Raw genomic sequence first — 25,443 nt, forward strand, 5'->3', positions numbered from 1 at the left:
CCCGGACACGTGGCCGGGCAACCGTCTTGGTCCACGCTGGACTTCGCGGGAGGGAGAGCACGGGGGGCATGTCCGGCACGGGGGCACAGGGCGAGCAGGGCGTGGCCGGCGACGGGGGCGGGGGCCCGTGGGCACCGCTCGCACACCGTTCCTTCCGCCGTCTGGCGGGCGGGCGGCTGCTGGTCTGTTTCGCCAACGCCATGGCTCCCGTCTCCCTGGCCTTCGCGGTGCTGGACGCCACTGGCTCCACCACTGATCTGGGTGTCGTGGTCGGCGCCCGCTCGCTGGCGAACGTGGCGCTGCTGCTGGTCGGCGGGGTGGTCGCCGACCGGGTGCGGCGCTCGCTGGTGTTGCAGGGCTCCGCACTGGCCGCGGCCGCCGTGCAGGCCGCCATCGCCGTGAGCGTGCTCCTGGACGCCACGTCGATCCCGCTGCTGGTGCTGCTCAGCGCCCTCAACGGCGCGCTGGCCGCGCTGTCCCTGCCGGCCTCCGCCGCGCTCACCCCGCAGACGGCGTTGGCCGGCCTGATCCGTCCGGCCAACGCCGTGCTGCGCATGGGCATCAACCTCGGCGCCATCGCGGGCTCCGCCCTGGCCGGTGTGGTCGCGGCCGTGCTCGGCCCCGGGTGGGGGCTGGCGGGCAACGCGGTGGCGTTCTGCGGCGCGGCCCTGTGCTTCTTCGGCGTGACGACGGCCCGGGCGGGCGCGGTGAAGACCGCGGAGCGGGCCCGTCCCTTGCAGGAACTCCGCGAAGGCTGGCGGGAGTTCACCTCACGCAGCTGGGTGTGGATCGTCGTCCTTCAGTTCATGGTGGTCAACGCGGTGATCGCGGGCGGTGTGCAGGTGCTCGGTCCGGTCGTCGCCGACGACACCTTCGGCCGGGGCATGTGGGGCGCGGTACTGGCCGCCGAGATGGCGGGTGCGCTGGCCGGCGGAATCGTCGCCGCCCGCTCCCGGGTCCGGCACGCGCTGCTGCTGGGCGTGGCGCTGGTGTTGCTGGAGTCCGTACCCCTGGTGGTCCTGGCCGAGGCCCCGAACGCCCTGCTCCTGGGCCTGGCCATGTTCGTCAACGGAGCCGCCCTGGAACAGTTCGGCGTGGCCTGGGACGTCTCCCTCCAGGAGAACATCCCCGCCGACCGCCTGGCCCGCGTGTACGCCTACGACGCCCTGGGCTCCTTCGTGGCCCTCCCCCTCGGCGAGATGGCCGCGGGCCCCGTCGCGGACCGCCTCGGCATGCACACCACCCTGCTGGGCGGTGCCGCCCTGGCCACCCTCGCGACGGCGGCGGCGCTGTGCAGCGGGCAGGTGCGCTCACTGACGACGGGGAATCCGGCCCCGGTCGAGGAGGCTCCTCGGACCCAGCCGGCGGCCCCATGAGGCGGAGCCGAGCGTCCCTCGTTCCCGTGGGCCGGTAGGCCTCACGCGTGCCTCTCCGTCGGCGTGGGCGCCGGGCCGCCCAGCGTGGCCTCCTGCACGGGGGCCGGGCCCGCGGACCGCTGGACCTGGGACTGGGCCAGGGCCTCGGCGAGGACGCGCCAGACCTCCGCCGCCAGGTCGATGTTGGCGTCCGCCTGCGCCTGCTCGGCCAGGGCGCGCAGCCCCTGGACGCCGCCGATGTCGCCGGACTGGATGCGCAGCTGGTGCCGCAGGAGGTCCAGCCTGACCCGGTCGCGGTAGGTCATCCGCGGCTCCTCCAGGGCGAGTTCGCCGAGCAGGGCCCGGGCGTCGTCGTACTGTGCGGTGAGGAAGGCGAGGTCGGCCTTGAGCGCGACCAGTTCCTGCCGCAGACCGGGCGTGCCGACGAAGGCGAGCGCCGGCTCGGCGGCCGTGACGCACCGCTGTGCCGCCTCGGGGTCCGGCGGGAACTTCTGCAGGTGCAGTTGGCCGGCCGCGAGACGGAGCCGCAGCCACAGCACCAGGTCCTCGTTGCTGCTGAACTTCTCCAGCGCCTCCTCGAGGCAGGCCTGCGCGGCCGTGTGGTCGCCCTGCCGCAGGAGTACCGCGGCCGCGGTCCACATGGCCTCCGCCCACAGCGCGTCCGACCGGCCCTTGACCAGTACGGTCAGCTCGTCGGCGTGCGCCCGGGCGTCCGGCATCCGGCCGGCCTCGGCCTCCACCGAGACCAGCGCGAGCAGCACGGCGGAGCGGTCCTCCACACCGAGGTCGGAGTCCCGGGCGAGGTGGTGTGCGGTGACGGCGGCGTCGAGGGCCGCGGGGATCTCACCCATGGATCGCAGGCAGCGGGCGAGCCGGGTCAGTCCGCGCACCCGCAGCTCGGTCAGCCCGACCTCGTCGCCGAGCCGGACCAGCTCCTCCAGGTAGTTTCGTTCGCCGGCGTGGTCACCCTGGACGCGGCGCTGCCGGGCCAGTTGCCACAGCGCCTGCCAGCGCAGCACGGGCGCCTCGTGGCCCTCCGCCGCCAGTGCCTCGCGCAGGGTCTCCAGGGCGTCGTCGGACCCGGTGGAGGCGACCAGCGACAGCGCGTGGGCGAGCGAACCGCCGGCCGGCTCCTCGAAGTCGGCCGGCTCCAGTCCGAGCCGCTGGGCGAGATGGGCGACGGCCCGTTCGGTGGGCTGGCGGGCTCCGGACTCCAGGCGGGAGAGGTAGCCGGTGGACATGCCGTCGCCGGCCAGTGCGGACTGGGACAGCCCGCGGGCCTGGCGCAGTTTCCTCAGACGGCGGCCGAACGCGGGCTGCTGAAGCATGTGACCATTCCCCCTGACGCACGGACGGTTGGGCCACGGGGCGGATCTGACGGGCCGCCGGAGCCGCGACGAGCGTAGGGCGCCCGGCAACTCCCGGGCAATGTTTTGCCAGGCGGGGTGCCTTGGTCCTCGTGCGGACCTCACGACACTCTCAGGTGTTCTTCAAGTGGGTCTCGAACGGATCCAGGCAGTATCTCAAGCGCCAAGTCGGCGGCGCTCCGCGCTGTCCCGTCGTATTCACGGGAGCTGTCCCCGTCATATTCACGGGAGTCGTTCATGAAGTACTCGGTTCTGGCACGCCGTGCTGCCCGTCGGGGCCGTGTCGGCAGGGCGGGACCGAAGCGGCGGGCGCCGGCCGACGACGACATCGGCTGGCCGAAGAGGCGATCATGACACAGACCCCGTTCCTGACCCCCGACACCGTTCCCGTCCGGCACACCCCGGCGCCGGCACTGCCGCCGCGGGACGCCGTGGACGGCGCCGACGCCCGGCTGCTGGCCGGTCTGGCCTCGGCGACCTCGCTGGCCGGCGCGGCATCCGCGACCTGGATCGCGCTACGGGCCTTCGCCCGCCACAACCGGGCCCGCGCAACCGACCGTACGACCGGCCGTACGAGCGGCGGTACGAGCGGCGGTACGACCACCCGCGCGGTCAACGGCACACAGCTTCCCCGGGCTTGACCCCGGCACGGCCCGACAGCCCGACACCCCATACTCCTCAGACGCTCGCGTCGCGCAGCGCCCGGGCCAGATTCCTGGCGCTGTCCGGGTCGTCCGGTCCCCCGCCGATCACTACGGTGGGCCTGGGTACGGCGTGGGCGGCGACGAGCCGGGCCAGTTCGCAGGCGAGTGCGCCGGCGCCGGAGTAGCCGCCGAGGACCAGTCGGGTCCCGGAGCGGGACAGGGCGCCGAGGGCCGCGGCGGCGCGCGGTCCGCCCTCCGCGGCGGTGAGGCGCAGCGCCGTGAGGGCCTCCGGGCCCCGGTAGTGACGTACCAGCTCCCAGTGCCCGGTGCGGGGTGCCCCGGGCACGTCGACCAGGCACACGGTGGCCGCCGAGGGCACCGACGCGGACCGCAGCGGTACCAGAGGCATGAGGGACCGGTAGGCGGACGGACCGGCGCCGTCGGGCACGCGGGGCACCGCGGCCCCCTGCAACCACTCCAGCGCGTCCGCGACGGTCGTCGCCGTCCCCGCCCGGCGCGGCAGCAGGCGCAGCAGCCGCACGGTGTGTTCCAGCAGCACGCGGGCCGCCCCGCCGTCGACCAGATCACGGTCGTACGCGCAGGTCAGTACCAGCCCGCCGGACGTGTCGTGACCGGCCCGGATCCCGACGGCGTAACCGGTCAGCGCCCCGGCCACCTCCTGTTCCGCCACCCACACGCCCTGCCCGGCGAGAGCGTCGCCGAACGCGTCCTCGGGACGGGGCCCGCAGTCGAAGGAGAGCAGACCGCCCGTCCCCGCCGGACGTCCGCCGTCCTCGTCGAGCGCGGCGGCCGCCACCCACTCGTAGGCGGCCATGTCCATGGCCCGGTCGCGCAGCCGGCCCAGCAGTCCGGGCAGGTCCAGTGAGGGTTCGAGGGGGACGGACACCGGGAGCGCGTTCTCGAACGGCCCCGGAGTCCCCTCGATGCCCTCCAGGAGCATCCCCCGGCCGGGGAAGCCCAGGCCGAAGCCGACGACGGCGGGCTCGGGGGCGTTGCCGGACCCGTGGTAGAGCAGCAGGGCCCAGGCCGCCTGGAGCACGCTGCTCTCCGCGACACCCCAGTGGACCGCCCAGCGCGCCAGCAGCGCGGTGTCGGCCGGGGACAGGGCGGCGCGGTGCAGCCCGGTGCCGCCGCTGCCCACCGGGGCGGGCGGGCCGGTGAGCGGCCGTTCTCCGGCGGGCGGCCGGTGGGCGGGCCGCCCCCAGAAGTCCCGGGCCGGAGTGAGGTCCTGGCCCTGTAGCCAGCGTGCACAGTCGCCGAGGTCGGGCCGGCGCTCGCCGCCGGGCAGCACCCCGCCGGCCACATAGGCGCGGCAGCACTCGCGCATCAGCAGCCGCACGCTCCAGCTGTCGAGCAGGGCGCGGTGATAGGTGATCAGGATGTCGGTGCAGGGCGCCGTCCCGTCGGCCGGTGCGTCGAGCAGGGCCACCCGCAGCAGTCCGGGGCGGCGCAGGTCGAAGCCGCGCGAGCGTTCCCTGACGCGCAGCGCGGCGCGCCGGGCGGCGCTGCCGCAGCTGTGCCGGGCCACCTCCGGCGGAGCGTGGTCGAAGACCACGGCGCGCGGGCGCGGGTCCCAGACGAAGGCGGTGCGCAGCACGCTCTCGCGCTCGGTGACGGCCTGCCAGGCCGCGGTGAACCGGGTGGTGTCCAGCGGCCCGTGCCAGCGCCAGGCCAGTTGCTCGACGTGGTGGTCCGGCCGGGCCAGCGCGTCGGCGAGCCGCTCCCGTTGCAGGGGCGTGACCGCCTGGGTGCGCGGCAGCGTGCCGCAGGGCCGGGTGCCCGCGCCACCCGGGTGCCCGGGCCCGGCCGGGCCGTCCCCGGCCGGGTGCGGTGGCGCGGTGAGCAGGTCGGCGAGCAGACCGACCGGGTATGGCGTCGATCCGGTCTCCGCGTCGGGAAGTTCGACGGTGTGCAGGCCGGGGCCGTGGCGCAGCAGCCGCGGTCGGGCGAGGCTCCGGCCGGGATGGCTCTCGGCGATCCGGTGCAGGGCGCGGTGGAAGACGGCGGCGTCCAGCGGACCGTGCACTTGCACGGCACCCCGGTCGGCCCGCTCCGGATCGAGCACCGCGCACACGCTGGTGAGTCCTTCACCGCTCATCGCCGCCTCCTCCCCTCCCCCTTGCGACCCGGGCGTCGTGCCACACGCCTCAGCAGGGCGAACGACGTTGGAGCGGGTTCCGTACGTGCACCCGGCCGGGGCGGATCGGGGAGACGCGGGGCGCGGTCCGGGGGCGTGGCCGGGTCACCGGTGTGAAGGCGTGGCCGGCGGCGGCGAGGCATTCCTCGCCGGCCGGGGATCCGTGCTCCTCCCGCGGCTCGGCCGACGACGGCAGTACGTGCAGGGTGGCGTGCCGTTCCCCCATGACGGCCTCCTCATGCTCGGCACCGTCACGGTAGACCCGCCGCCCGGTCCTCCACCGTTTTCTCCAGCGACCCCCGAACGATCCCCGACCTGCGCTCATCCCGGGCGACGGGCCCGCCACGCGGAAGACGGCCCCTCAGCCCCGCTCCAGCAGCATCTCCCCCCGGAGGTCCCGCAGTTGCTCCCAGCAGAAGGGGGCGCCGCTGAGCTGGAGTTCGGAGAGGTCGGCGAGCAGTGCGGGGACGTGGCCCACGGTCGCGGTGTCCCTGCGGCGCGGTCCGCACAGCAGGACCCGGTGGAAACCGACGGCGTGCAGCGCCCGTTCGCCGTGCTCGCCACCGTGCGCGCGCGGCCCGCGTCCCGTCACGGCCCGTCGTACGGCCTCGTCACGGCCGAGCGCACCGGCGACGTATGCCATCGCGAGCGCGCCCGTACCGTCCCCGGCGACCGCGCCGACCCGCACACCCCAGTCCCGCCACACCCGGTACAGCGCGACCTGGTAGGCGAACAGCGCGGCCCGGCCGAACTCCGCCCGGTGGAGCAGCCGGCCGTCGACCCCGCCCTCCGGGGCGAACACCACGGCGGCCAGCGGCAGCGGCAGCCGCTCGTCCGCCACCCGGCACGCCGCGTCGAACTCCCTTCGGAAGACGGGGAACGTGCCGTACAGGGCGCGCACCATGGCGGGCCGCACGGCCCGTCCGCCGGCGAACAGCACGGCCGTGTCGCCGTCGCGGTCGAGGACAACGGGCCCGCCGCGCAGGGCGGATGGGCCCGAACCGCCATTACGCCGTAATAGCCCCCGCCGTAATGCCCGCTCCCCGCCCACCCACGACATCCACACCCGGGTCATCGGACGGCCTCCTCCCGTACGGCGGTTGGGGCCCCCGACCGTGTCGCGTCCCGGTGGAGTCCCGCACGAGGCCTGCTCGACACCCGCTCCGCACCTGGCGCAGGGCCGGTGGCGCGACAAGCTCTCAGGCCATCGCCGCGCGCGGCACCAGAACGTCGTGGAACTCCGCGATGCGCCCCGCCCCGTCGAAGCGCAGCTCGGCGATGAGGGCCCACACCGCCCGCCCGGCCCGCGCGGTGAGCCGCAGCGCGACACCGTCGCCGTCGGCGAGGACGCTCTCGCAGGAGAGTCGCAGCCCCTCGATCAGCGCCCACCCCGGTGCGTCCCCGGCGCCGGCCCAGTGGCGGGTGAGCCGGTTGACCTCGCCCCGGTTGCCCGCCGCGACCAGCGCGAGGGCGAGTTCCCTGTTGCGTTCCAGGACGCATTGGGCGGTGAGGAGCTCGTGCAGCGCCCCGCTGAGGGGCTCGGTCAGCGTCGGCACCATGACCGGATGTCCTTCCGCATGGCTGGGGATCCCGTGCATCTGTCACCGGGAGAATGCTCGCGCCGGGTGGAGAACCGTTGGAGAACGGGTGAAACTCGGGGGCTTCAGGGTGAATTCGTCTCCGGCCTGCAATGCCGGGCGCAAACACCCTCGATGCCATTCGGCCAATTCCCACCGAAATTCGGGAAGCCATTCGGCCGGTTTCGTTCACCCACTCCCGGCCACCGGGGGCGCAGTGGTGAAACGCGCGGCGGACCCCTACATCACGGCCGGTCACGCGCGACCCTGTAGGGGGTCCGGACAGTTGCCACTCATGACCGTACGCACCACGATGGATTCGGTGCTCTCGCCCCCATGGCGCCCCGGACGGCATTTGTTTTCCGGTGTACGTCGCCGCGTACGAAACCGTCGACCGTGAGAGCCGTGGGCCGCTCGCGGTTGGGAGATGCGTGTGCGTGTTCGACCGGTGCCCGGACTTTGCGTCAGTGTCGATGCGCACGGGCGCCTGGACGTGGTACCGCGGCCGGCTGCCCCGGGCCGCCCGGTCCGGTGCGGTCCCGTCGGTACGGCGATGTGGCTCGCCCTGCGCCAGCACGACGGCGACGTGGCCGCCGCCGCCCGGATGCTCGCCGGGCTGTGGGGCACCGCGCCCGCCAACACCCGCGCCGATCTGGACATCTGGGTCGACGAACTGCGCGACGCCGGTCTGGTGCGGACCGAGCCCTGACCCTTCCGTAGCGCGAATCCGCCACGGCTCCACCACCCCTATAGGGGGTCTGTCCACGCTGGTGCAGGTTAGGGGTGGACCAACCGAGACGGGGCGACTATGACGTTGGTCGGCAGGACTGCGGCGCTCACTACGTTGACCGAGTCCCTCACGGACTGCACCGCGGGCCACTCCCGCACCGTCCTGGTGGAGGGGCCCACGGGGTGCGGCAAGAGCACGCTCGTCCACGCGCTGGTCGAGCAGGCCGCGGCCACCGGTGCGGTGGTGCTGTGCGCGACCGGCTTCCCCGCGGAGCGCCGGACGCCGTACGGGGTGCTGCGCCAGCTCGTCGGCAGCCACCAGGTGCTCGCGCTGCCGGAGGGCGCCGCGGACCGCGCGGCACGCATCGAGGACATGCAGGCCTTCTGCACCGAACTGCGGGAGGTCAGCGAGGGCAGCCCGGTGGTGCTGTGCGTGGACGACATCCACTACGCCGACGACGAGTCCCTGGCCTTCCTCCAGTACCTGGCGCGGTACGCGCGCCCCGCCCGCATCCTGCTGCTGGTCGCCGGCACGGTCCACCACGAGGCGGGCCACCCTTCCTTCACGACCGAGCTGATGCGCCAGCCCACCTTCCGCCGGATCCGGCTGGAGCGGCTCACCCGCGCCGAGGTGACCACGCTCGCCGAAGCCGCCGGCCGGGCCGCCCAGGGGCCGTCGCTGTACGAGGCCAGCGGCGGGAACCCGCTCCTGCTCCGCGCCCTGCTGGAGGAACAGTCCACCGCCGGCACCACCGCCGGGCCCCAGCCCGCCCTCGCGCCCGCGCCCGAACCCGGCGGCCCCTTCGCGCAGGCGGTCCGCGCCTGTCTGCACCGGGCGGGCCCGACCGCGTCCCTGGTCGCGCAGGCCGCCGCGCTGCTGGACGAGGCCGCCACCGCGGAGCGCGTCGCCGAGCTGACCGGGGACGCACCGCCCGCCGTACGGCAGGGCCTCGCCGCCCTGGAGGGGACGGGCCTGGTGACCGGTGCCCGGGTGCCGCACCCGGCGGTCCGCGAGGCCGTCCTCAGCGGCCTCTCCCCCAAGACCCTGGCCACCCTGCACCGTGACGCCGCCCTGCTGCTGCACCGGCAGGGCCGTCCGGCGACCGAGTCGGCCGGCCACCTGTTGTCCGCCGCGGCCTGCTCCGGCGCACACTGGTCCGCACCCGGCACCGAGACGGAGCTGCTGTGCGACGCCGCGGAGACCCGACTCGCCGAGGACGACGGCCGCGGGGCGCTGAGCCTGCTGGAGCTGGCCCACCGGGTGTGCGCGGACGACCGGCAGCGGGACGTCGTGGCGATCCGGCTGGCCCGGGTCGCATGGCGCTTCGACCCGGCCGCGGCCGAGCGGCTGGTCGCCGGCCCGCTCACCGCACTCCGCTCAGGCCGCCTGGACGGGGAACCCGCCCAGCCGCTGGCCCAGCTGCTGCTGCTCCAGGGCCGGCTCATGGACGCGGCCGAGCTGCTGCGCGACGACGACACGGAAGGCGAGGAGTCCGGCGCCTCCCCGCTGGACGTGGTGATCGACGCCGGTTCCCTGGCCGCGGAGCGCCTGCTGCGCTCGGCCACCCCCACTGAGGCGACCATGACACCCATCGTGCAGGCACTGCGCTCGCTGGTGCTGTCCGACCATCCGGAGCGGGCGGTGCCGTGGAGCCGGACCCTGCTGGAGGACGCGGAGCGGCGCGACACCCCCGGCTGGGCCGCGGTGTTCGCCACCCTGCACGCCCAGGCGCTGCTGCGCATCGGCGACCTGGCCGAGGCCTGCGCCTACGCGACCCGCGCCCTGGACGCGCTCCCGGAGCGAGGGGGCGGCACCTTCCCGTACGCGGCGACCGCCGTGCTGATCCGCGCGCACAGCGCGATGGGCCACTACACGGAGGCCTCCCGGCTGTGCGACCGCCCGCTGCACCACGGCCTGCTGGACAGCCTGCACGGCCTGGCCTTCGTACACGCCCGCGGCCTGCACCACCTGACCGGCAACCAACCGCAGGCCGCGCTCACCGACTTCCTGACGATCGGCCGGGTCATGCAGGACCGGGGCGTGGACCGGCCCGCCTGTCTGCCGTGGCGCACCGACGCCGCCCAGGCCCTGCTGCGGCTGGGCAAGCCCCAGCAGGCGGAGCGGCTGGTGCTCCAGCAGCTGGCGCTGCCCGACGCCCGCCGCCCCTGGGTGCGGGGTGTGTCGCTGCACCAGCGGGCGCTGACCGTCGGCTCCGCCCGGCAACGCGCCTCGCTGCTGGAGCAGGCGGTCGACGAACTGCACCGCTCGGGTGACCGGCTGGCCACCGCCCGCGCGATGGCGGACCTGGGGCGGACCCGGCAGTCGGAGGCGGGCGCGCCGATGAAGGGCACGGCGACCATCCGGGCAGCCTGGAACGTGGCCCGGGAGTGCGGGGCCACGGCGCTGTGCAAGGAGATCCTGCCGGACGCCCCGCTCAGCGACCAGGCGCCGGACCGGCAGGACCGGCCCGGTCTGGAGCGGCCGGAGAGCAGGCTCAGCAGCTCCGAGCAGCGGGTGGCGACGCTCGCCGCCCAGGGCCTGACCAACCGTGAGATCTCGGCGAAGCTCTACCTCACGGTCAGCACGGTCGAGCAGCATCTGACGAAGGTCTACCGCAAGTTGCAGATCAACGGCCGCGGTGACCTTCCGGTCGACCTGGCCCTGGGCAGCGGTCCCGCACCCGCCGACCGAGTGGTTAGGGGTGCCTGACGGGTTCCCCTGCCTGTACGGCCGGTATTGGCTCGAAGTGAGTACGCACCAAATGAAGCGACTGAAGCGACGAACCGACACAGCAAAGGGTGGGGTCACCAATGGCGTGGGACGAGAAGTTCGAGGAACTGCTGCGCGACTACCTGCCGTTCCTGGACGAGGAGGAGCCGCTCGAGGCCGAGACGGACCTGCGGGACTCGGGTCTGGACTCGCTGGGCGCGGTCGAGTTGCTGGGTTCGCTGGAGAGCGCCTACGACATCCGTTTCGTGGACGAGGCGCTGTCGCTGGACACCTTCGCCACTCCGGCGGTGCTGTGGGAGACGGTCACCCGCCTGCAGACGGCCGGCTGACGCACGGACCACGACGCACCGGAGCCGCCGTCCACGGGACGGCGGCACGGTGATGACCCCGTCTCAGGCCGCGAAGAGATCGAACGTCGAGCTGCGCCGGGGTCCCGCCAGCACGTCGAGCTGTGGGTCGACCGCGAGCATGGCCTGGTGCATCCGCTGCAACTGCGGCGAGGGCTCGACACCGAGTTCGTCGATCAGCCGCATCCGCAGTCTGCGGTAGGCCTCCAGCGCGGTGGCCTGCCGACCGGACCGGTACAGCGCCACCATGGCCTGCGAGTGCAGGCCCTCGTGGTGGGGATGACGGGCCGTGAGTTCAGTGAGTTCCGCTATGAGCTCGGAGTGGCGCCCGAGCCGCAGGTCGGCGTCTATGCGCCGCTCCACGGTGACCAGCCGGCTCTCTTGCAGCCGCATCACCTCGATGTCGAGGACGGGTCCCGCCTTCACATCCACCAGCGGCGCCCCGGACCACAGGTCCAGCGCCGCGCGGAACCGGGCGGCGGCCACTTCGTTGTCCCCCTCCTCGAACGTGGTCTGCCCCTGCCGCACGAGCTTTTCGTACTGGTGTACGTCCACGCAGTCTTCGTTGATCTGCAGCAGGTAGCCTCCGTGCCGGGTGGCCAGCACGTCCTTGGCTCCCGCCGGTGAGCCGGGGCCCATTGCCGTACCCAGCCGTCTGCGCAGCTGGAGTATGTAGGTCTGCAGGGTCGTCAGCGCGCTCGGTGGAGGCTCGGTGCCCCATAGCTCCTCCATGAGCGTGGGAACGGGCATGACCCGCCCCGGATAGAGCGACAGCAGCGACAGAATCTGTCGCGGCTTGCCGGCCGTCGGAACGAACGATCCCCCGTTGACCTCGGCACTCAACGGACCCAGAACCTGAATCTTCATGGTGGCCTCCGCACCTCGTCGAGTTCCTTGTCCAGTTCCTTTCGGTGGCCAGAATTCTCCGCCGTTACGCACGCTAGCCGCGTCCGTGCCCCCCGAGCGATTTCCTGTACCGTTCTTCTAGCGGCATTCCAAGTCCGGTGTTGCGCGGTCCATTTGGCACGCTCAAGAACTCGTGCACCAGCACTGGAAGTGAGCTACGGGTTCCGCTCCGAATGTCTGTCCGAGGGATAACCTCGCGGTTCGCAACGCCCATTTCCCGGCACGCCGACGCGAACGGAGTCCCGATGCCCGCCACGGCCGACGCGGTGCGCCTGTACGTGTTCCCGCACGCGGGCGGTTCGGGGCTGATGTACCAGGACTGGCCGGCCCGGTTCCCGCCCGGCTGGCGGGTGGTGGCGGTGGACCCGCCCGGTCACGGCACCCTCATGGGGCAGCCCCCGCTGACCGACGGGAATGCCCTGATCGGTCATCTCCTGGACCGGTTGGGTCCCGAACTGCGGGACACCACGACGCCGTTCGCCTTCTTCGGGCACAGCATGGGCGCCCTGGTCGCCCACGAACTCACCCACCGGCTCGTGGACGACGGCCCGGCGGCACCGGTCTGGCTGGGACTGTCGGCATGCGGTGCGCCAAGCTCCGACGCCCCGCCGGCCCCGTTGCCGGCGGGCGAACCCTCGGACGAGGAACTGCGGCGCATAGTGGTACGGCTGGGCGGCACCCCGCGGAAGGTGCTGGAGCACGACGGCCTGTGGCGGCTGTTCGCGCCGGTCATCCGCGCGGATCTGCGGCTGGTGCGCGGCTGGCGCCCGACACCGGCGCGGGCCCCCCTGCCGGTCCCGGTGTCCGTGTTCGGCGGCGCCCAGGACCGGGCGGTGGGGCTGGAGGCGCTGGAGCGGTGGGTGGAGCGCTGCGCACGACTGCTGTCGGTGCACGTCTTCCCGGGCGGCCACTTCTACTTCCACGACGACCTGGACGCCCTCGCCCACGCGGTGGTCGTCGGCGTGACCACGGCCCTGGAATCGGAAAAGGCACCTCAAGAAAAGAGGGAAGGCCGAGCCGTGCCCCTCATTCACCCCCTGAATACCCCCTGAATACTTCCTGTTTCCCTTTCCCTGCCCCCTGGGCGAATTCCCGGAACCCCTAGTACGCCGCACCGCCCACCGGCTCGGGCAGTGGGATGGTGTGCAGTGCGGCGCGGCCCCAGGGAAATCCATGGTGCAACTGCACGACGGGCGAGAGCTGTTCGTCCGCCGGTACGGCGACGGCGGCCAGGACGTCCGGCACCGGCTCCAGCTCCAGGAACCGCCAGCGCCCGCCCTGGTCGTCCGCGGGCGGACGGAAGGCGAGCACCCCGTGGTCGTCGGCCAGGGTGAAGGAGAACTCGTCGAAGGGCAGCGCGAGCCCCAGACCGCGGGCCTTGGCGTACGCCTCCTTCAGCGTCCAGAGCCGGAGCACCCGCCGGTCCCTCTCCCGGCCCGGCGCCGCGCCGGCCGCCCACCGCTGTTCCTCGGCGGTGAAGGTGCGCACGATGGTGTCGATGGCCTGCGCGTCCCGGTCGAGGCGCTCGACGTCCACGCCGATGCGGTGCCTGCGGACGATGCCGAGCAGGTTGTAGCCGCCGGCGTGGGAGAGGTTGAAGTCCAGGTGGGAGCCGCCGCGCGGCAGCCCGCCCGGCAACGGCTGGAGGAAGGGACGCCCGCGCGAGGAACGCCAGATGACCATCTCGGCCTCGGCGAGTCCGGCCTCCAGGGCGAGGGCTCGCCGGACCAGGGTGTGGGAGACGAGGTACTGCCGGCGGTCGCGTTCGAAGAGGAAGCGGGCGGCGGTCTCCCGTTCCCGGTCGTCGAGCCAGTGCGCGGCCAGCACGCCGGCCATGCCGGGGGCGAGGTCGTCGTTGGGGCAGATCCACAGCTTGACCGGCGCGTCCGTCTCCTCGAGCGGTGCGGTTCCGGCGACGCGGGGCTCTGGTGCGGTGATCGTCATGGCGTCGGACCGTCCGTGGTCGGGCCGCCACCCGCCGGCACGGTTGTCAGGGCACGTGCCGGCGGGGTCTCGGGCGAGCTGGCGAGGAGCTCCCTGTCGTCCCTGCGTGGGTCCAGTGGCTGCATGCGAGCGTCCCTGCGTTGCGCGGTTCAGGCGGCCCGGTCGCCCAGCAGGGCGGCCGCCTCGTCGACGCTGAGCCGGTCGTCGCGCACGGCCTGCAGCAGCGCGTTCAGCTCCTCCGGGGACAGCGGCCGCCGCACGGCCCCGCCCTGCGGTCCGGGCGGCACCGGCGTGGTGGCCGTGGGCACCACGGAGCGGGCGGCGACGTAGGAGGCCATGGCGGCGAGGCTGGGGTGGTCGTGGACGGTGACGGGCCGCTCGGTGAGGCCGTAGGCGCGGTTGACGCCGAGCACGAACTCGGCGGTCAGGACGGAGTCGATGCCGAGCTCCGTGAAGGCCGCCCCGGGGTCGACCTCCCACGGGGCGCAGTGCAGGATCCGGGACAGGTGCTCGCGCAGCTCCTGGAGCACCGCCGCGGCGGCTCCGGGGTCCTGCGCGGGCGGCCGGGGCCCGTCGCCCGCGCGCTGGGCGCTGACGTGCCGGGCGAGCGCGGCCGGAGTCGGGTGGTCGTAGAGGACCGCGGCCGCGAGCCGGGTGCCGAAGTGCGTGTTGACGACCGTGACGAACTCGACGGTGAGCATGGAGTCGAGGCCGAGGATCTGGAAGGGCTGCTCCGGGTCGATCCGGTCGGGCTCCACGTGCAGGACTCCGGCCAGCACGCCGGTGAGCTCCAGCAGGACGTCGCCCGGGGCACCGGTGGGCGCCGTCGTCTCGCTGGTCATGGTGGGTGCCTCCAAGGATCGGTGCCGTACGGGGATCAGCGCGTCGGTGTCAGTCGGCCGCCCGGCGAAGCCGGCGGCGACGGGACCTGCGCGCCGGCGCCCGGTGCCGTCGGGCCGAGCGTGCTCTCCGGCGTGGCCATCAGGATCGAGTGCTGGAGCCGGCGCAGCCGCGGCGACGGCTCCAGTCCCAGGTCGCGCCCGAGGGTGGTGCGCAACTGCTGGTAGACGGCGAGTGCCTCACCACGCCGACCGGAGCGGTGCAGGGCCAGCATGAACTGGGCGTGCAGGGTCTCGTGGGTGCGGTAACGGCTGGTCAGCACCGTCAGTTCGGCCAGTACCTCGCGATGCCGCCCGAGCCTGAGGTCGGCGTCGATGCGCTGGTCGAGCGCACACAGCCGGCTCTCGTCCAGGCGCTTGGCCTCCATGGAAAGCTGGACGCCGGCATGCACGTCCGCGAAGGCGGCCCCGGACCACAGGGCGAGCGCCGAGCCCAGCGTGCGGGAGGCGCCGGCGAAGTCGCCCGCGTCCATGGCCCGGTAGCCCGTGCCGGCCAGCCGCTCGAACTCCCGGACGTCGCTGGTGCCGTCTCCGGAGGAGAGCAGGTACCCCCCGGGCAGGGTCAGCAGGACGTCCTTGGCGGTGCGCTGTTCGGGCTCGGCTCCGGGTTCCCGCCCGGTGTCGCGCGTCAGCGCCGCCGCGATGAGTTCGCGCAATTGCAGCACGTACGTCTGCAGGGTGGTGCGCGCGCTGCGCGGCGGCCGGTCCGACCACAGTTCCTCGATGAGTGAGGCGACCGGCACCACCCGGTCCGCGTGCAGGGCCAGCAGCGCCAGGACCTGCCGCGGCTTCGGCGCCGTCGGGGCGACGGAGACCCCGTTCTCCCGCACGTCCAGTGCGCCCAGTACGTCGATGTCCACGCCGTCTCCCTAGTCCACGTGCGCCGGTGGCACTCCACGATTGAAAAACAGCGCGTACGGTATGTCAATACCAAACCGCATGTTCTGTTTTTAACAAGCTGCTAGCAACCGTGGAGCGAACCTCGAAACCCCCACCCACCTGCGAAGTTCCGCGCGAAGTCAGGGAGTTCGACGTTCCCGCGCACTCCCCAGCCGGGGATGAGCGCCACTACGCTCCCAGTTCGACCCACTTCTCGGCCAGTCAGAACGGACCGTGCAGGCCACCTCAACCAAACAAACAAACCTTTCGGTCTTGTATTCGATGGCTCACTGCGGAGGATTGCCGTGCTTGCGCGAGGGCAGGTCGGCGTGCTTGAGGTGCAGCATCGCCAGGGACCGGATGAGCACCTGCCGGGTGTCGGCGGGGTCGATGACGTCGTCGACGAGGCCGCGCTCGGCCGCGTAGTACGGGTGCATCAGCTCGGCCTTGTACTCCTGGACCATCTTCTGCCGCATGGCCTCGGGGTCGTCGGCCTGGGCGATCTGACGGCGGAAGATGACGTTGGCCGCGCCCTCCGCGCCCATCACGGCGATCTCGTTGGTCGGCCAGGCGTAGGTGAGGTCGGCCCCGATGGACTGGCTGTCCATGACGATGTAGGCGCCGCCGTACGCCTTGCGCAGGATCAGCGAGATCCTCGGCACGGTCGCGTTGCAGTAGGCGTAGAGCAGCTTCGCGCCGTGCCGGATGATCCCGCCGTGCTCCTGGTCGACACCGGGCAGGAACCCCGGGACGTCCAGGAAGGTGACGATCGGGATGTTGAAGGCATCGCACATCTGGACAAAGCGCGCGGCCTTCTCGCTGGCCTCGATGTCCAGGACGCCCGCGAGCACCTGCGGCTGGTTGGCGACGATGCCCACCACGTGCCCGTCGAGCCGGGCGAGCGCGCAGATGATGTTGCGGGCCCAGCGCTCGTGGACCTCGAGGTACTCGCCGTCGTCGACGATCTCCTCGATGACCCGGGTCATGTCGTAAGGCCGGTTGCCGTCGAGCGGCACCAGGTCGAGCAGCGCCTCACCGCGCCGGTCGGCGGGGTCGGCGGTGGGGAGGTGTGTGGGGTTCTCGCGGTTGTTCTGCGGGAGCAGCGACAGGAGGTAGCGCACCTCGGCGATGCAGGTCTCCTCGTCGTCGTACGCGAAGTGGCAGACGCCGGAGGTCTCGGCGTGGACGTCGGCGCCGCCGAGCCCGTTCTGGCTGATCTCCTCGCCGGTGACGGCCTTGACGACGTCCGGGCCGGTGATGAACATCTGCGAGGTCTCGCGGACCATGAACACGAAGTCCGTCAGGGCGGGGCTGTAGGCGGCCCCACCGGCGCACGGGCCGAGCATCACGCTGATCTGCGGGATGACGCCGGACGCCTTGGTGTTGCGCTGGAAGATGCCGCCGTACCCGGCGAGCGCCGAGACGCCCTCCTGGATACGGGCGCCCGCACCGTCGTTGAGCGAGACCAGCGGGGCCCCGGCCGCGATGGCCATGTCCATGATCTTGTGGATCTTCGTGGCATGGGCCTCGCCCAGCGCACCGCCGAAGATCCTGAAGTCATGGGCGTACACGAAGACCGTACGCCCCTCGACCGTGCCCCACCCGGTGATGACACCGTCGGTGTAGGGCTTCTTCGCCTCCAGCCCGAAACCGGTCGCCCGGTGCCGGCGCAGCTGCTCGACCTCGTGGAAGGAACCCGGGTCCAGCAGCAGCTCGATCCGCTCCCGCGCGGTCAGCTTGCCCTTGGCGTGCTGCGCCTCGGTCGCCTTCTCACTCGGACCCGCCACCGCCTGCGCACGGGTCGCGTGCAACTCCGCGACACGGTCGCGGATGTCGGCCGGCCCGGCCTCGGCCGAAGCGGGGGCAATCGTCATCGACATCTCGTCAGATCCCTTTCTGAGGGCGGAGCATCACGTCACTGCCAACTGCGCGATCCCCGGTAGCTCTCCGGCCGCCGCCACCACCGGGAGCCGTTGACCGGCCGTTTCTCCTGGTCCTCTGCCTCCGCCCGACCGCTCAGCGCGAGCAGTACGACGGTGAGCGCGGCCAGTTCGTCGTCGCTCGCCCGCCCGCGCACGATCCGCAGGGCCGGTTCCGCACGGTCCGTGTCGCCCATGCCGCCTCCTCCAGCGTTTGGGCCACCGTCGGGCATGCCGCTCAAGACCAACTCTCGGCCGACTCGAAGCAGGGTGGACCGGTCCGGCCCCGAGGACCCGGATGACCGCCGGCCGGGCGTCACAGGGTCACCCGCTGCGCGCTCGCACCGCCCGCAGCGCCTGGGACAGCGCCCGCGCGCTCTCCACGGCACCGCCCACCCCGGTCATCACCACCACCGGAGCCTCACCGGTGCGTTCCGCCGCGGCCCAGGCGAGCTCGTAGGCCGTGCGGCCCGCGGGACCACAGCCGCAGACGACCAACCGGCGCCCGGGGCCGAGCAGTTCGTACAGCGCGGAGACCGAGAGCCCTGCCATGCCCTCCACGCCGAGCGAGACGATCCGCTCCGGCCCCTCGTGCTCGCGCGCCAGCAGTTCGTAGGCGCCGGGAGTGACGCCCGGGACCGCGACCAGGCAGACGACGTCCGCCTGCGGCTCCCCGCCGCGCAGCACCGACAGCGCCAACTGGCCGGGCCCGCGGCCGCTCCGGGTCATCCGGGGCACCTCGGAGGACCCCAGCAGGCCCAGCACGTCGCCGACGGTGACCGCGTCGTCCTGCTGGTCGGGCAGGCTGCGCAGCAGTTGCATGCACTGCGACAGCGTCCCGGAGGCGTCGCCGTCCGCTATCCGGGACCTGTCGTACAGGGCGGTCAGCACCAGGCCGCCGTCGGCGTCGTAGTGCGCGACCAGGGTGACCGGCAGGCTGGTGTCGCCGCTCGCGCTCTGCGGGACGCCCACTCGTATGCCCTGGGCGGCGAGTTCGGCCCGCAGGTTGTCCGGCAGCTCGGGGTGGTTGTCGAAGCGTACGGTGGTCTCGGTGAGGCCGGTCCCGCCGCCGCGCCCGCTCCACTCCTGGATGCGGTCCACGGAGACCCACGCGTAGGGGGTCAGGTCGAGGGCGGCGTCACGTACCTGGAGCAGCAGCTCCAGCAGGGGCGCGGCGGGGTCCACGGTGACCGTCATGGGCAGCGGGTTGCCCAGCAGGCCCGGGATGCCGGCCGCGACCCGCAGTGAGATGTCCCGGCCGGACAGGTGCACGCCGAAGGCGACCGGCACCGGCCCCTCGGCACCCGCCGCCCGGTACAGCAGCAGGGCCCACACCACGTGCAGGGCACTGCTCTCCCCCGCACCCCGGACCGCCGCCCAGGAGCGCAGCCGCGAGGTCTGCGGCGGCCGGAGGCGGCGCTGGATCCGTCCGGCCCCGTCGGTGTGCCGGTTCGGCCCGCCGGGCCGGCCGGGACTGACGGCGGTGTCCGGTGGCGGCGCTGCGGCCGCCCAGAACTCCCGGGCGGCGGCCGGGTCCTGACGCTCCAGCCACTGGGCGTGGTCCCGGATGTCCGGCCGCCGTTCGCCACCGGGCAGCACACCGCCGCAGAGGTATGACCGGTAGAACTCGCGGACCAGCAGCCGGGCGCCCCGCTCGTCGAGCAGGGCCCGGTGGTAGGTCACCAGCACCCGCGTCGGCGAGCGGCCCTTTCCGGTGGTGTCGGGCGGCCCGTCGAGCAGCGTCACCCGGAGCAGACCGGGCCGGAACAGCTCGAAGCCGCGGGCCCGGTCCTGCCGCAGCAGCTCGCTCCAGCCGACGGCGGAGTGCACATGGCGGACGACCTCCACGACGGCCCGCTCGTGCAGGACCAGCCGCACGGCGCCCGCCCAGTCGAAGGACGCCCGCAGTACGGCCTCCCGGTCGGCGACGGACTGCCAGGCGGCGATGAACCTGGTCAGGTCCAGCGGCCCGGACCAGTCCCAGAACAGCTGCTCGACATGGCGGCCGGGCCCGCCCCGGCCGGTCACGGAGGCGAGCAGCACCTCCCGCTGGTGCCCCGACACCGGGACCGTGGTGACCGCGGGCGAGGTCAGGAGGTCCGCGACCAGGTCCGCGGTCAGCGGGCCGTCGTCCCCCGCCGGACCGGCCGCGGTCAGCCGCAGGACGGGCCGGTCCGGGAGGCCCTCCTCCAGCACGACGTGGTAGCCGCGGTGACGCTCGGCGATCCGGGCGGCCACCGCCTCGGCGACACCGAGCGGCCCGCACAGCTCGAAGACGAGCGGCGACCAGGACCGCGTACCGGACGGCTCATGGACCATGGCGAGGACGGCGCCCGCGTGCGAGTGACTGCTCATCCGCTCTCCCGGGCGCCGGTCTCCCCTGCCGCGACAGGGCAGGCCGGCCCCCATCCCTCCTCTACGAATCGTTTCTGCACGGCTTGGCCAAGCACAGTTCCCAGGCGCGTCACAAGGCTCTGCGCGCCCACCCGGTGGCCGTCGCCACACCCGTACGGCGGCCCGTCCGCCGGGCGCCCGGGAACACGGTGACGTCTTACGCGTCCCCGGCCCCCGGCCCGCCTCATCGTCCGCCGGAGCCGCGAGGCCCCGGGAAGCCGATGACGCGAGCGGTGGGCGAGGACTCCGGCACGGGCACCGGCCGCGCGGGCGGCTCGGGCACCTCGGGCACGGCCCGCTCCCGATCGGCACCGGCTGCCGGCCGGGCGGCCCGCCGATGCGCCTCGCTGACCAGGAAGCGCTCCTGTACCAGATGGGTGGCGAACGACCACTCGCCTGCGGTGTCCTCGGCCAGCGCGGCACCCCCCGCTTCGTCCCAGCGGAAGCCGAACGCGACGAACCGGCGCCGCATCCCCTGCCCGAGGGCCTTGGTGTAGGCCTCCTTCAGCGTCCACAGCCGCAGAAACCGGTCGGTGCGCTCGGTGTCCGGCAGCGCGGCCAGCAGTTCCGCCTCGTCGGGGGTGCACACATGGTCGCGCAGCAGCTCGAAGGAGACCCGGCGGCCCACGGGTTCGGCGTCCACGCCGACCGGACCGGTGCGGCTCACGCCGACCGCGATCAGCTCGTCGGTGTGGGTGAGGCTCAGCTGCCACTCCGCGCCGAGCCCGCGCAGCACGGGCCGCCCGCCCGGCAGGTAGGCCAGGTCGAGGGCGGTCGGCGGGACCTGTAGGGCCGCGGCGACGGTGTGCTTGACGACCACCCGGGACACGGCGAAGGTCAACCGCCCGGTAGCCACCGGGTGCTGACGGTAGCGCGGCCAGTCACGGCCGAGCAGTCCACGCAGATCCGGATCGAGCAACGCCGAGGTCAGCCACTGGCCCCAGGTGGTGTGCACCACCGCCCGGCCCGTCTCCTCGATCCGCTCCTGCACCTCGTCCCACGGCCCCTCCGGACCGGCGACATGGCTGGGCGGCGGCAGGTGCGCTGCGTCGGACATGCGGCCTCCCATGTGCCTCGTCCCGGTCACCACAGCAGTTTGGTGGCGTAGACGTCGCAGTCGACGCCGTGCCCGCTCCGCCCGGCGATCTCGGCCCAGACACCGGGGTGCGGATCGACCGTGGGTCCGGGCAGCGGAGCCCCGAGCCGCTCGGTGATCCTGCCCAGCGCGAGCAGCGCCCAGTCCGGATCGCCCAGGAACCTCCCGTTCTCCGCGGCCGCCGCCTCCCGTACTCCGAGCACGGCCGCGGCCAGCAGCAGCAGCGCATGCCGGTCGGCCAGCGCCCGGGCCGCCGGATCGGCGGGGTCGTACGAGGCGGCCGGGCCACAGGCGACGCGCAGTGCCCGCTGCTCGGTCACCAGCCGCCGGGCCACCCGGGCGAGCGCGCCGGTGACCGGGTCACCGGCTCCGGCGAGCCGCGCGGCGGCACCGGTGAGCGTGGCCGCGACAGCCCCGTGACAGTCGTCCGCCCCGGGAGCGGCCACGACGGGGCCGACGTCCCCCAACCGGAACAGTCCCCGCAGCGCCGGGTGTTCGCCGTGCCCCGAGGGATCGGTCCACTCGCCGAGCCCGCACACGATCCGCGCCTGCCAGAAGGCGGCCCCGGCCCAGTCGACCTGTGCCCCGGCCCGGTCGCCGGCCAGCTTGGCCAGCGTCCGCCGCTCAGGACTGCCGGCCCGGAACCCGCACTCGTTCAGCACCAGTTCGAGATCGTCCAGCAGCTCGCCGGCCAACTGCGGTACGACGTACCCGACAGCGGCGACGAGCCCGTCCACCCCGCCGGAGCCGGGTCCTTCGGCACCATCGGACGCACTCGGAACGCCGTCCCGTTCCGCCCGCACCGCGAGCGACCTCAGGGCCACCGTGGTCAGGCTCTCGCAGGCCAGCAGGTCTGCGAAGGCCGCGGCCAGCACGGGGCGCCACTGCCCCGCTGCGGACTGGTGCCTGGCGAGCCCGTCCACGATGCGGGTCACGGTGCGCAGCACGCCCCCGGTCGCCGCGATCAGAGCCGCCGGGCCCAGCAGGGCGGCGAGCCGGTGCCCCTGCGGGAGGCTGCCCAGCGGCTCGACGCCCCAGGCGTGACCGAGGGCCAGATCGCGCCGGAAGAGCGGCCGCAGGACACGGGCGAGCTGATCGGGGGCGGGCGCTTCGCCTGCCGCCGCCCCACCGCGCGCCTCCCGGCCCAGCCCGGTGCGGACCTCGGCGGGAGCCGCGGGCAGGGCGCCGCTCCCCGCCAGCCACAGTGCGGGCTGCCCGTAGGGATTGGCGGGGTCGCGGGGGTCGCCCAGCAGCGCCTCCATGCGCATCGCGCGCAGCGCCACGCCGACCGGCGGTGGCACCTCGGCGTCCGCGTGCGTCGACGGGGGCCGCCCGGAACCACACGGTGCCGCCGCCGTCAGGGACCTCTCGCCACGCGGGCCCGGCCGGGTGAGGGCCATCGCCGACCTCCTCGTCGTTGTCCCCGCGGCGATCGCACCACCGCCCGCGCCGGGCGCGGGCGGGGCGGTTGCCGCGGGTGTCGTCCGCCGCACCCTCATCGCAGTCGGCGTACGGCACTCTCGGCGTGCCACTTGGCCAGCGCCAGCGCTTCGGTACTGGCCCGCCCCAGCCATTCGCGCACGTACCGGCGGGCGTCCACGAGGAGGGCTCCCTCGCCGAGGACGGCGGGCAGGGCCTCCTCCCGGAGCATCACGTGATGGGCGGAGACCACCCGCACCCCGGCCTCGTCCGGCACCAGGGACCACTCCCCGCTGTGCGCCGCGATGAGTTCGGAGGTGACGGTCTCCTTGTAGACGATCCGTCCGGCGTGCGGGAAGCACAGCCGTACGGCCTCGGTGGTGACCGTCTCGCCCGTCTCCGTGGCACAGCTGTCCAGCGCGGTGACCTGCACCCCGGGCTGGTCCTCGGTCACGCCGACCCATTCCACGTGCGGGATCAGCTCGACCCAGTCCTCGATGCGGTAGAGGAAGTCGTAGACGAGTTCGGAGGGGCCCTCGACGTGCACGCTGTCCTCGAACGACAGCAGCAGTTCGTCCAGCTTCTCCCAGTGCTCGGCCGTCTCCCGTACCCCGGCCAGTTGCGCCCGTACGTCCGCCTCCAGCTGCGCCGGCGTCTGGCCGGGTGCGGCGGGGCGGTCGTGCCGGAGGGTGACCAGGGACCTGTCCTCGCCCTCGGGCTCCACGGTCCAGGCACCGGAGGTGGGCGCGTCGGGCAGGAAGGCGTCCGACTGCTCGAACTCGATGGAGCGGGACCGTGGCCGCAGCACCCGCCGTGCGACGGAGGAGCGCACGTGATCGGCGCGTACGTCCCACACCCGCAGGTGCTCCTCGGCGCCGTCGAAGTCCGCCGGTCCGACGTCCATCCGTTCGACGTGCACGTGGGTGGGCAGGAAGACCGGCCAGCGGGGGGCGTCGGCGAGCAGTCCGTAGACCACTCCGGCCGGAGCGGCCACGGAGACCGTGAACTCGGTGGAGTGCACCCGCTGCGACGACATGCGTGTCCCCCCCTCCTCCAGGTGTGATCAACGCTGCACCGCTGACCTGGAGCGGCACTCGATCGCTGGTGGAGGGGGTGGGAGTGGGCCGTTCACCCCACGGGCGCGGGCGGGGCGGCCGGGGTGAGCCGGGCGGTGGGGGCGGCGTCCGGGCCGGACATGAGGACGGAGCGCTGGAGTTTGCCCAGGGCGGCCGACGGCTCCAGGCCCAGCGTGCGCACCAGGGTGGCGCGCAGCCTCTGGTAGGCGTCGAGGGCCTCGCCGCGACGCCCGGAGCGGTAGAGGGCCAGCATGTACTGGCCGCACAGGCTCTCGTGGGTGGGGTACCGGCTGACCAGTACGGTCAGTTCGGCGAGCAGCTCGCGGTGCCGGCCGAGCTTGAGGTCGGCCTCGATGCGCTGGTCCAGCGCACACAGCCGGCTCTCCTCCAGCCGTTTGACCTGCGTCTCGAGGTGGGGTCCGGCGAACACGTCGGCGAGGGCGGGGCCGCTCCACAGGGAGAGCGCCTCGCGCAGCAGCCGGGCGGCCTGGGGGTAGTCCTCGGCGTCCATGGCCCGGTACCCGGTGCCGGCCAGTCGCTCGAACTCCCGTACGTCGCTGGTGCCTTCGCTGCTCTTGAGCAGATAGCCGCCGGGGACGGTCAGCAGCACGTCCTTGGCCGAACGGCGCTCGCCGGCACCGCCGTCGGTGCCGTCCTCCAGCGCGACGGTGATCAGCTCGCGCAGTTGCAGGATGTAGGTCTGGAGCGTGGGACGCGCACTGCGGGGAGGCTCGGCGCCCCACAACTCCTCGGTGAGCATGTTCACCGGTACGACCTGGTCGGCGTACAGGGCGAGCAGTGCGAGCACCTGACGCGGTTTAGGTGCGGTCGGCGTGATCGACACGCCCTTCTCCCGTACGGCGAGTGTGCCGAGTACGTCGATGTCCACGCCGTCTCCCCCGATCGCTGGTGCCGTTCTGCAGCCGTTTCCTAGCACCTTCGAGTAAAAAACAGCACGCGCGGTATGTCAATACCAAACCGGGCACCCTACTTGCCCTCGATCCGCTCCCGAGATCCATTCCACGAGAGGGGTGAATAACGGTACTTTTTCGCGCAAATACCAGCGAAGCGCCAACATTTGATGGGACGACAACATCCAGACGCACGGCTTTTGACTTGCCGATTACCAGACCATGCGTGCTGTTTACTCACTCCACCCGTGGGTGTCCGTGCCATTCGACGCCGACACCAGGATGTCGGACGGCGACGCCGCCAGCCGCGGCAGGACGAACGTCCAGAACCCCGACATCCGCTCGAGGGACAGCCAGTCATGGTCGTCCCCGCCGAGCGCTTCGAGGCCGACCGTGGCCGCGACGATCACCGTCGTCGCCACCTCGGGCGAGACGTCCTCGGCGAGTTCCCCCGCGCCCCGCGCCTCGACGACCAGGTCATACACCCACGCCCGCCACCAGTGGAGCATTCCCGCCCTGTTCTTGCGGGAGGGGTCGCCGCTCAGCTTGAACCCTGCCCTGACCACCGGATCGTCGGCCGCGGCCGTCAGCAGCCCGGAGGTGGTATGGACGAGCGACTGCAACAAGGTGGCGGACGTGATGCGGTGACGCTCGGCCAGTTTCTCGACGGCGTCCGCGGCAGCCCCCTCCACCTCCCTGGCCAGGTCGTCCTTACTGGCGAAGTGAAAATGCAGGGCCCCCGCGCTCACGCCGGCCCGTTTGCTGATGGCGGGCAGGGAGGCCAGAGCGTACCCGTCGTCAGCGAACACCTCGGCCGCCGCGCGGATCAGGGACTGGCGCGTACGCGCCGCCCGCACCTGCTTGACCATCACACCCTCCTCCTGGGACCGCGCGGAAACCGGAATCGCTTCTTACGTTCCCACCCGGAGCATGGGTGTCCCTCGCTTCGAGCTTAACAAACCGCGCGCTTGGTACTTTTATTGTGTCTGGGCAGAATACAAAATCTCCGAGGGTGCGACAGGGCACCCCACTGGACGGCTCCCGCCCGGCTGAACACCTTAGCGTTCGCAT

23 protein-coding genes are annotated in these 25,443 nt (G+C 73.2%); 6 read left to right on the forward strand and 17 right to left on the reverse strand.

Annotation, left to right across the window (positions count from 1 at the left end; translation table 11 throughout):
- Nucleotides 1–68: 68 nt before the first annotated feature.
- Nucleotides 69–1,376 carry an MFS transporter gene (locus ACH45E_RS35775; protein ID WP_361457927.1) on the forward strand — a complete coding sequence of 436 codons (1,308 nt, stop codon included), beginning with the start codon at nucleotides 69–71 and terminating at the stop codon, nucleotides 1,374–1,376.
- A gap of 41 nt (nucleotides 1,377–1,417) precedes the next feature.
- On the opposite strand, the gene ACH45E_RS35780 is transcribed toward ACH45E_RS35775, so the two are convergent.
- A complete protein-coding gene (locus ACH45E_RS35780; RefSeq protein WP_361457924.1) occupies nucleotides 1,418–2,704 on the reverse strand; it encodes a helix-turn-helix domain-containing protein in 1,287 nt (428 codons plus the stop codon).
- Between the two features lie 389 nt (nucleotides 2,705–3,093).
- On the opposite strand from ACH45E_RS35780, the gene ACH45E_RS35785 reads away from it, so the two are divergent.
- Nucleotides 3,094–3,384, forward strand: coding sequence for a hypothetical protein (locus ACH45E_RS35785; protein ID WP_361457921.1), 291 nt, complete (start codon nucleotides 3,094–3,096; stop codon nucleotides 3,382–3,384).
- A gap of 37 nt (nucleotides 3,385–3,421) precedes the next feature.
- Here ACH45E_RS35785 and ACH45E_RS35790 read toward each other — a convergent pair whose 3' ends face one another.
- The 4 genes from ACH45E_RS35790 to ACH45E_RS35805 all read right to left on the reverse strand — a co-directional run bounded on the left by ACH45E_RS35790 (nucleotide 3,422) and on the right by ACH45E_RS35805 (nucleotide 7,104).
- Nucleotides 3,422–5,506 (reverse strand): condensation domain-containing protein, encoded by a 2,085-nt coding sequence (locus ACH45E_RS35790; RefSeq protein ID WP_361457918.1) that lies wholly within the window; start codon nucleotides 5,504–5,506, stop codon nucleotides 3,422–3,424.
- A 49-nt stretch (nucleotides 5,507–5,555) separates the two neighbouring features.
- Nucleotides 5,556–5,771, reverse strand: coding sequence for a hypothetical protein (locus ACH45E_RS35795; protein WP_361457915.1), 216 nt, complete (start codon nucleotides 5,769–5,771; stop codon nucleotides 5,556–5,558).
- A gap of 135 nt (nucleotides 5,772–5,906) precedes the next feature.
- Nucleotides 5,907–6,620, reverse strand: a complete 714-nt coding sequence (locus ACH45E_RS35800) for an acyltransferase domain-containing protein (protein ID WP_361457912.1) — start codon at nucleotides 6,618–6,620, stop codon at nucleotides 5,907–5,909.
- A 124-nt stretch (nucleotides 6,621–6,744) separates the two neighbouring features.
- Nucleotides 6,745–7,104, reverse strand: a complete 360-nt coding sequence (locus ACH45E_RS35805; RefSeq protein WP_361457909.1) for a hypothetical protein — start codon at nucleotides 7,102–7,104, stop codon at nucleotides 6,745–6,747.
- 445 nt (nucleotides 7,105–7,549) lie between these two features.
- Between ACH45E_RS35805 and ACH45E_RS35810 the strand changes: the two genes are divergently transcribed.
- From ACH45E_RS35810 to ACH45E_RS35820, 3 genes are all read left to right on the forward strand, one after another.
- Nucleotides 7,550–7,831: a PqqD family protein gene (locus ACH45E_RS35810; RefSeq protein ID WP_361457906.1), complete on the forward strand. Its 282-nt coding sequence runs from the start codon at nucleotides 7,550–7,552 to the stop codon at nucleotides 7,829–7,831.
- A 99-nt stretch (nucleotides 7,832–7,930) separates the two neighbouring features.
- Complete coding sequence (locus ACH45E_RS35815) at nucleotides 7,931–10,561, forward strand: AAA family ATPase (RefSeq protein WP_361457903.1); 2,631 nt, start codon at nucleotides 7,931–7,933, stop codon at nucleotides 10,559–10,561.
- Between the two features lie 101 nt (nucleotides 10,562–10,662).
- Nucleotides 10,663–10,911 (forward strand): phosphopantetheine-binding protein, encoded by a 249-nt coding sequence (locus ACH45E_RS35820; RefSeq protein ID WP_361457900.1) that lies wholly within the window; start codon nucleotides 10,663–10,665, stop codon nucleotides 10,909–10,911.
- Nucleotides 10,912–10,974: 63 nt separating this feature from the next.
- Here the strand turns inward: ACH45E_RS35820 and ACH45E_RS35825 are convergent, their stop codons facing one another.
- A complete protein-coding gene (locus tag ACH45E_RS35825) occupies nucleotides 10,975–11,796 on the reverse strand; it encodes an AfsR/SARP family transcriptional regulator (protein ID WP_361457897.1) in 822 nt (273 codons plus the stop codon).
- Nucleotides 11,797–12,080: 284 nt separating this feature from the next.
- Here ACH45E_RS35825 and ACH45E_RS35830 point away from each other — a divergent pair, with 284 nt between their 5' ends.
- Nucleotides 12,081–12,887, forward strand: a complete 807-nt coding sequence (locus ACH45E_RS35830; protein ID WP_361457895.1) for an alpha/beta fold hydrolase — start codon at nucleotides 12,081–12,083, stop codon at nucleotides 12,885–12,887.
- 49 nt (nucleotides 12,888–12,936) lie between these two features.
- Here the strand turns inward: ACH45E_RS35830 and ACH45E_RS35835 are convergent, their stop codons facing one another.
- From ACH45E_RS35835 to ACH45E_RS35885, 11 genes are all read right to left on the reverse strand, one after another.
- A complete protein-coding gene (locus tag ACH45E_RS35835) occupies nucleotides 12,937–13,779 on the reverse strand; it encodes a 4'-phosphopantetheinyl transferase superfamily protein (RefSeq protein ID WP_361457892.1) in 843 nt (280 codons plus the stop codon).
- 149 nt (nucleotides 13,780–13,928) lie between these two features.
- Nucleotides 13,929–14,621, reverse strand: a complete 693-nt coding sequence (locus ACH45E_RS35840; protein ID WP_361457889.1) for an acyl carrier protein — start codon at nucleotides 14,619–14,621, stop codon at nucleotides 13,929–13,931.
- 35 nt (nucleotides 14,622–14,656) lie between these two features.
- Nucleotides 14,657–15,538, reverse strand: a complete 882-nt coding sequence (locus ACH45E_RS35845; protein WP_361457886.1) for an AfsR/SARP family transcriptional regulator — start codon at nucleotides 15,536–15,538, stop codon at nucleotides 14,657–14,659.
- 306 nt (nucleotides 15,539–15,844) lie between these two features.
- A complete protein-coding gene (locus ACH45E_RS35850; RefSeq protein WP_399042250.1) occupies nucleotides 15,845–17,437 on the reverse strand; it encodes an acyl-CoA carboxylase subunit beta in 1,593 nt (530 codons plus the stop codon).
- A 35-nt stretch (nucleotides 17,438–17,472) separates the two neighbouring features.
- On the reverse strand, nucleotides 17,473–17,673 hold the full coding sequence (locus tag ACH45E_RS35855; RefSeq protein WP_361457229.1) for an acyl-CoA carboxylase subunit epsilon: 201 nt from the start codon (nucleotides 17,671–17,673) through the stop codon (nucleotides 17,473–17,475).
- Nucleotides 17,674–17,800: 127 nt separating this feature from the next.
- The gene (locus ACH45E_RS35860; RefSeq protein ID WP_361457232.1) at nucleotides 17,801–19,831 is read right to left on the reverse strand and encodes a condensation domain-containing protein; all 2,031 of its coding nucleotides are present in this window, start codon (nucleotides 19,829–19,831) and stop codon (nucleotides 17,801–17,803) included.
- A gap of 223 nt (nucleotides 19,832–20,054) precedes the next feature.
- A complete protein-coding gene (locus ACH45E_RS35865) occupies nucleotides 20,055–20,927 on the reverse strand; it encodes a 4'-phosphopantetheinyl transferase superfamily protein (protein WP_361457235.1) in 873 nt (290 codons plus the stop codon).
- Nucleotides 20,928–20,953: 26 nt separating this feature from the next.
- Entirely contained in the window at nucleotides 20,954–22,366 is a 1,413-nt protein-coding gene (locus ACH45E_RS35870; protein WP_361457238.1) for a hypothetical protein, read from the reverse strand.
- A gap of 95 nt (nucleotides 22,367–22,461) precedes the next feature.
- Nucleotides 22,462–23,421 (reverse strand): SRPBCC family protein, encoded by a 960-nt coding sequence (locus ACH45E_RS35875; RefSeq protein WP_361457240.1) that lies wholly within the window; start codon nucleotides 23,419–23,421, stop codon nucleotides 22,462–22,464.
- A 92-nt stretch (nucleotides 23,422–23,513) separates the two neighbouring features.
- Complete coding sequence (locus tag ACH45E_RS35880; RefSeq protein ID WP_361457243.1) at nucleotides 23,514–24,350, reverse strand: AfsR/SARP family transcriptional regulator; 837 nt, start codon at nucleotides 24,348–24,350, stop codon at nucleotides 23,514–23,516.
- Between the two features lie 255 nt (nucleotides 24,351–24,605).
- Nucleotides 24,606–25,241, reverse strand: a complete 636-nt coding sequence (locus tag ACH45E_RS35885; protein ID WP_361457246.1) for a ScbR family autoregulator-binding transcription factor — start codon at nucleotides 25,239–25,241, stop codon at nucleotides 24,606–24,608.
- Nucleotides 25,242–25,443 lie beyond the last annotated feature (202 nt).

The sequence above is a fragment of the Streptomyces sp. NPDC020299 genome, from assembly GCF_044387825.1.
GTDB lineage: Bacteria > Actinomycetota > Actinomycetes > Streptomycetales > Streptomycetaceae > Streptomyces.

What these genes read in the sequence shown, in the direction of transcription:
- ACH45E_RS35865 (WP_361457235.1), bottom strand. Translation starts at nt 20,927, where the DNA reads ATGTCCGACGCAGCGCACCTGCCGCCGCCCAGCCATGTCGCCGGTCCG.
- ACH45E_RS35825 (WP_361457897.1), bottom strand. Translation starts at nt 11,796, where the DNA reads ATGAAGATTCAGGTTCTGGGTCCGTTGAGTGCCGAGGTCAACGGGGGA.
- ACH45E_RS35785 (WP_361457921.1), top strand. Translation starts at nt 3,094, where the DNA reads ATGACACAGACCCCGTTCCTGACCCCCGACACCGTTCCCGTCCGGCAC.
- ACH45E_RS35800 (WP_361457912.1), bottom strand. Translation starts at nt 6,620, where the DNA reads ATGACCCGGGTGTGGATGTCGTGGGTGGGCGGGGAGCGGGCATTACGG.
- ACH45E_RS35815 (WP_361457903.1), top strand. Translation starts at nt 7,931, where the DNA reads ATGACGTTGGTCGGCAGGACTGCGGCGCTCACTACGTTGACCGAGTCC.
- ACH45E_RS35870 (WP_361457238.1), bottom strand. Translation starts at nt 22,366, where the DNA reads ATGGCCCTCACCCGGCCGGGCCCGCGTGGCGAGAGGTCCCTGACGGCG.
- ACH45E_RS35810 (WP_361457906.1), top strand. Translation starts at nt 7,550, where the DNA reads ATGCGTGTGCGTGTTCGACCGGTGCCCGGACTTTGCGTCAGTGTCGAT.
- ACH45E_RS35790 (WP_361457918.1), bottom strand. Translation starts at nt 5,506, where the DNA reads ATGAGCGGTGAAGGACTCACCAGCGTGTGCGCGGTGCTCGATCCGGAG.
- ACH45E_RS35840 (WP_361457889.1), bottom strand. Translation starts at nt 14,621, where the DNA reads ATGACCAGCGAGACGACGGCGCCCACCGGTGCCCCGGGCGACGTCCTG.
- ACH45E_RS35875 (WP_361457240.1), bottom strand. Translation starts at nt 23,421, where the DNA reads ATGTCGTCGCAGCGGGTGCACTCCACCGAGTTCACGGTCTCCGTGGCC.
- ACH45E_RS35780 (WP_361457924.1), bottom strand. Translation starts at nt 2,704, where the DNA reads ATGCTTCAGCAGCCCGCGTTCGGCCGCCGTCTGAGGAAACTGCGCCAG.
- ACH45E_RS35830 (WP_361457895.1), top strand. Translation starts at nt 12,081, where the DNA reads ATGCCCGCCACGGCCGACGCGGTGCGCCTGTACGTGTTCCCGCACGCG.
- ACH45E_RS35795 (WP_361457915.1), bottom strand. Translation starts at nt 5,771, where the DNA reads ATGGGGGAACGGCACGCCACCCTGCACGTACTGCCGTCGTCGGCCGAG.
- ACH45E_RS35835 (WP_361457892.1), bottom strand. Translation starts at nt 13,779, where the DNA reads ATGACGATCACCGCACCAGAGCCCCGCGTCGCCGGAACCGCACCGCTC.
- ACH45E_RS35850 (WP_399042250.1), bottom strand. Translation starts at nt 17,437, where the DNA reads ATGTCGATGACGATTGCCCCCGCTTCGGCCGAGGCCGGGCCGGCCGAC.
- ACH45E_RS35885 (WP_361457246.1), bottom strand. Translation starts at nt 25,241, where the DNA reads ATGGTCAAGCAGGTGCGGGCGGCGCGTACGCGCCAGTCCCTGATCCGC.
- ACH45E_RS35820 (WP_361457900.1), top strand. Translation starts at nt 10,663, where the DNA reads ATGGCGTGGGACGAGAAGTTCGAGGAACTGCTGCGCGACTACCTGCCG.
- ACH45E_RS35775 (WP_361457927.1), top strand. Translation starts at nt 69, where the DNA reads ATGTCCGGCACGGGGGCACAGGGCGAGCAGGGCGTGGCCGGCGACGGG.
- ACH45E_RS35860 (WP_361457232.1), bottom strand. Translation starts at nt 19,831, where the DNA reads ATGAGCAGTCACTCGCACGCGGGCGCCGTCCTCGCCATGGTCCATGAG.
- ACH45E_RS35805 (WP_361457909.1), bottom strand. Translation starts at nt 7,104, where the DNA reads ATGGTGCCGACGCTGACCGAGCCCCTCAGCGGGGCGCTGCACGAGCTC.
- ACH45E_RS35855 (WP_361457229.1), bottom strand. Translation starts at nt 17,673, where the DNA reads ATGGGCGACACGGACCGTGCGGAACCGGCCCTGCGGATCGTGCGCGGG.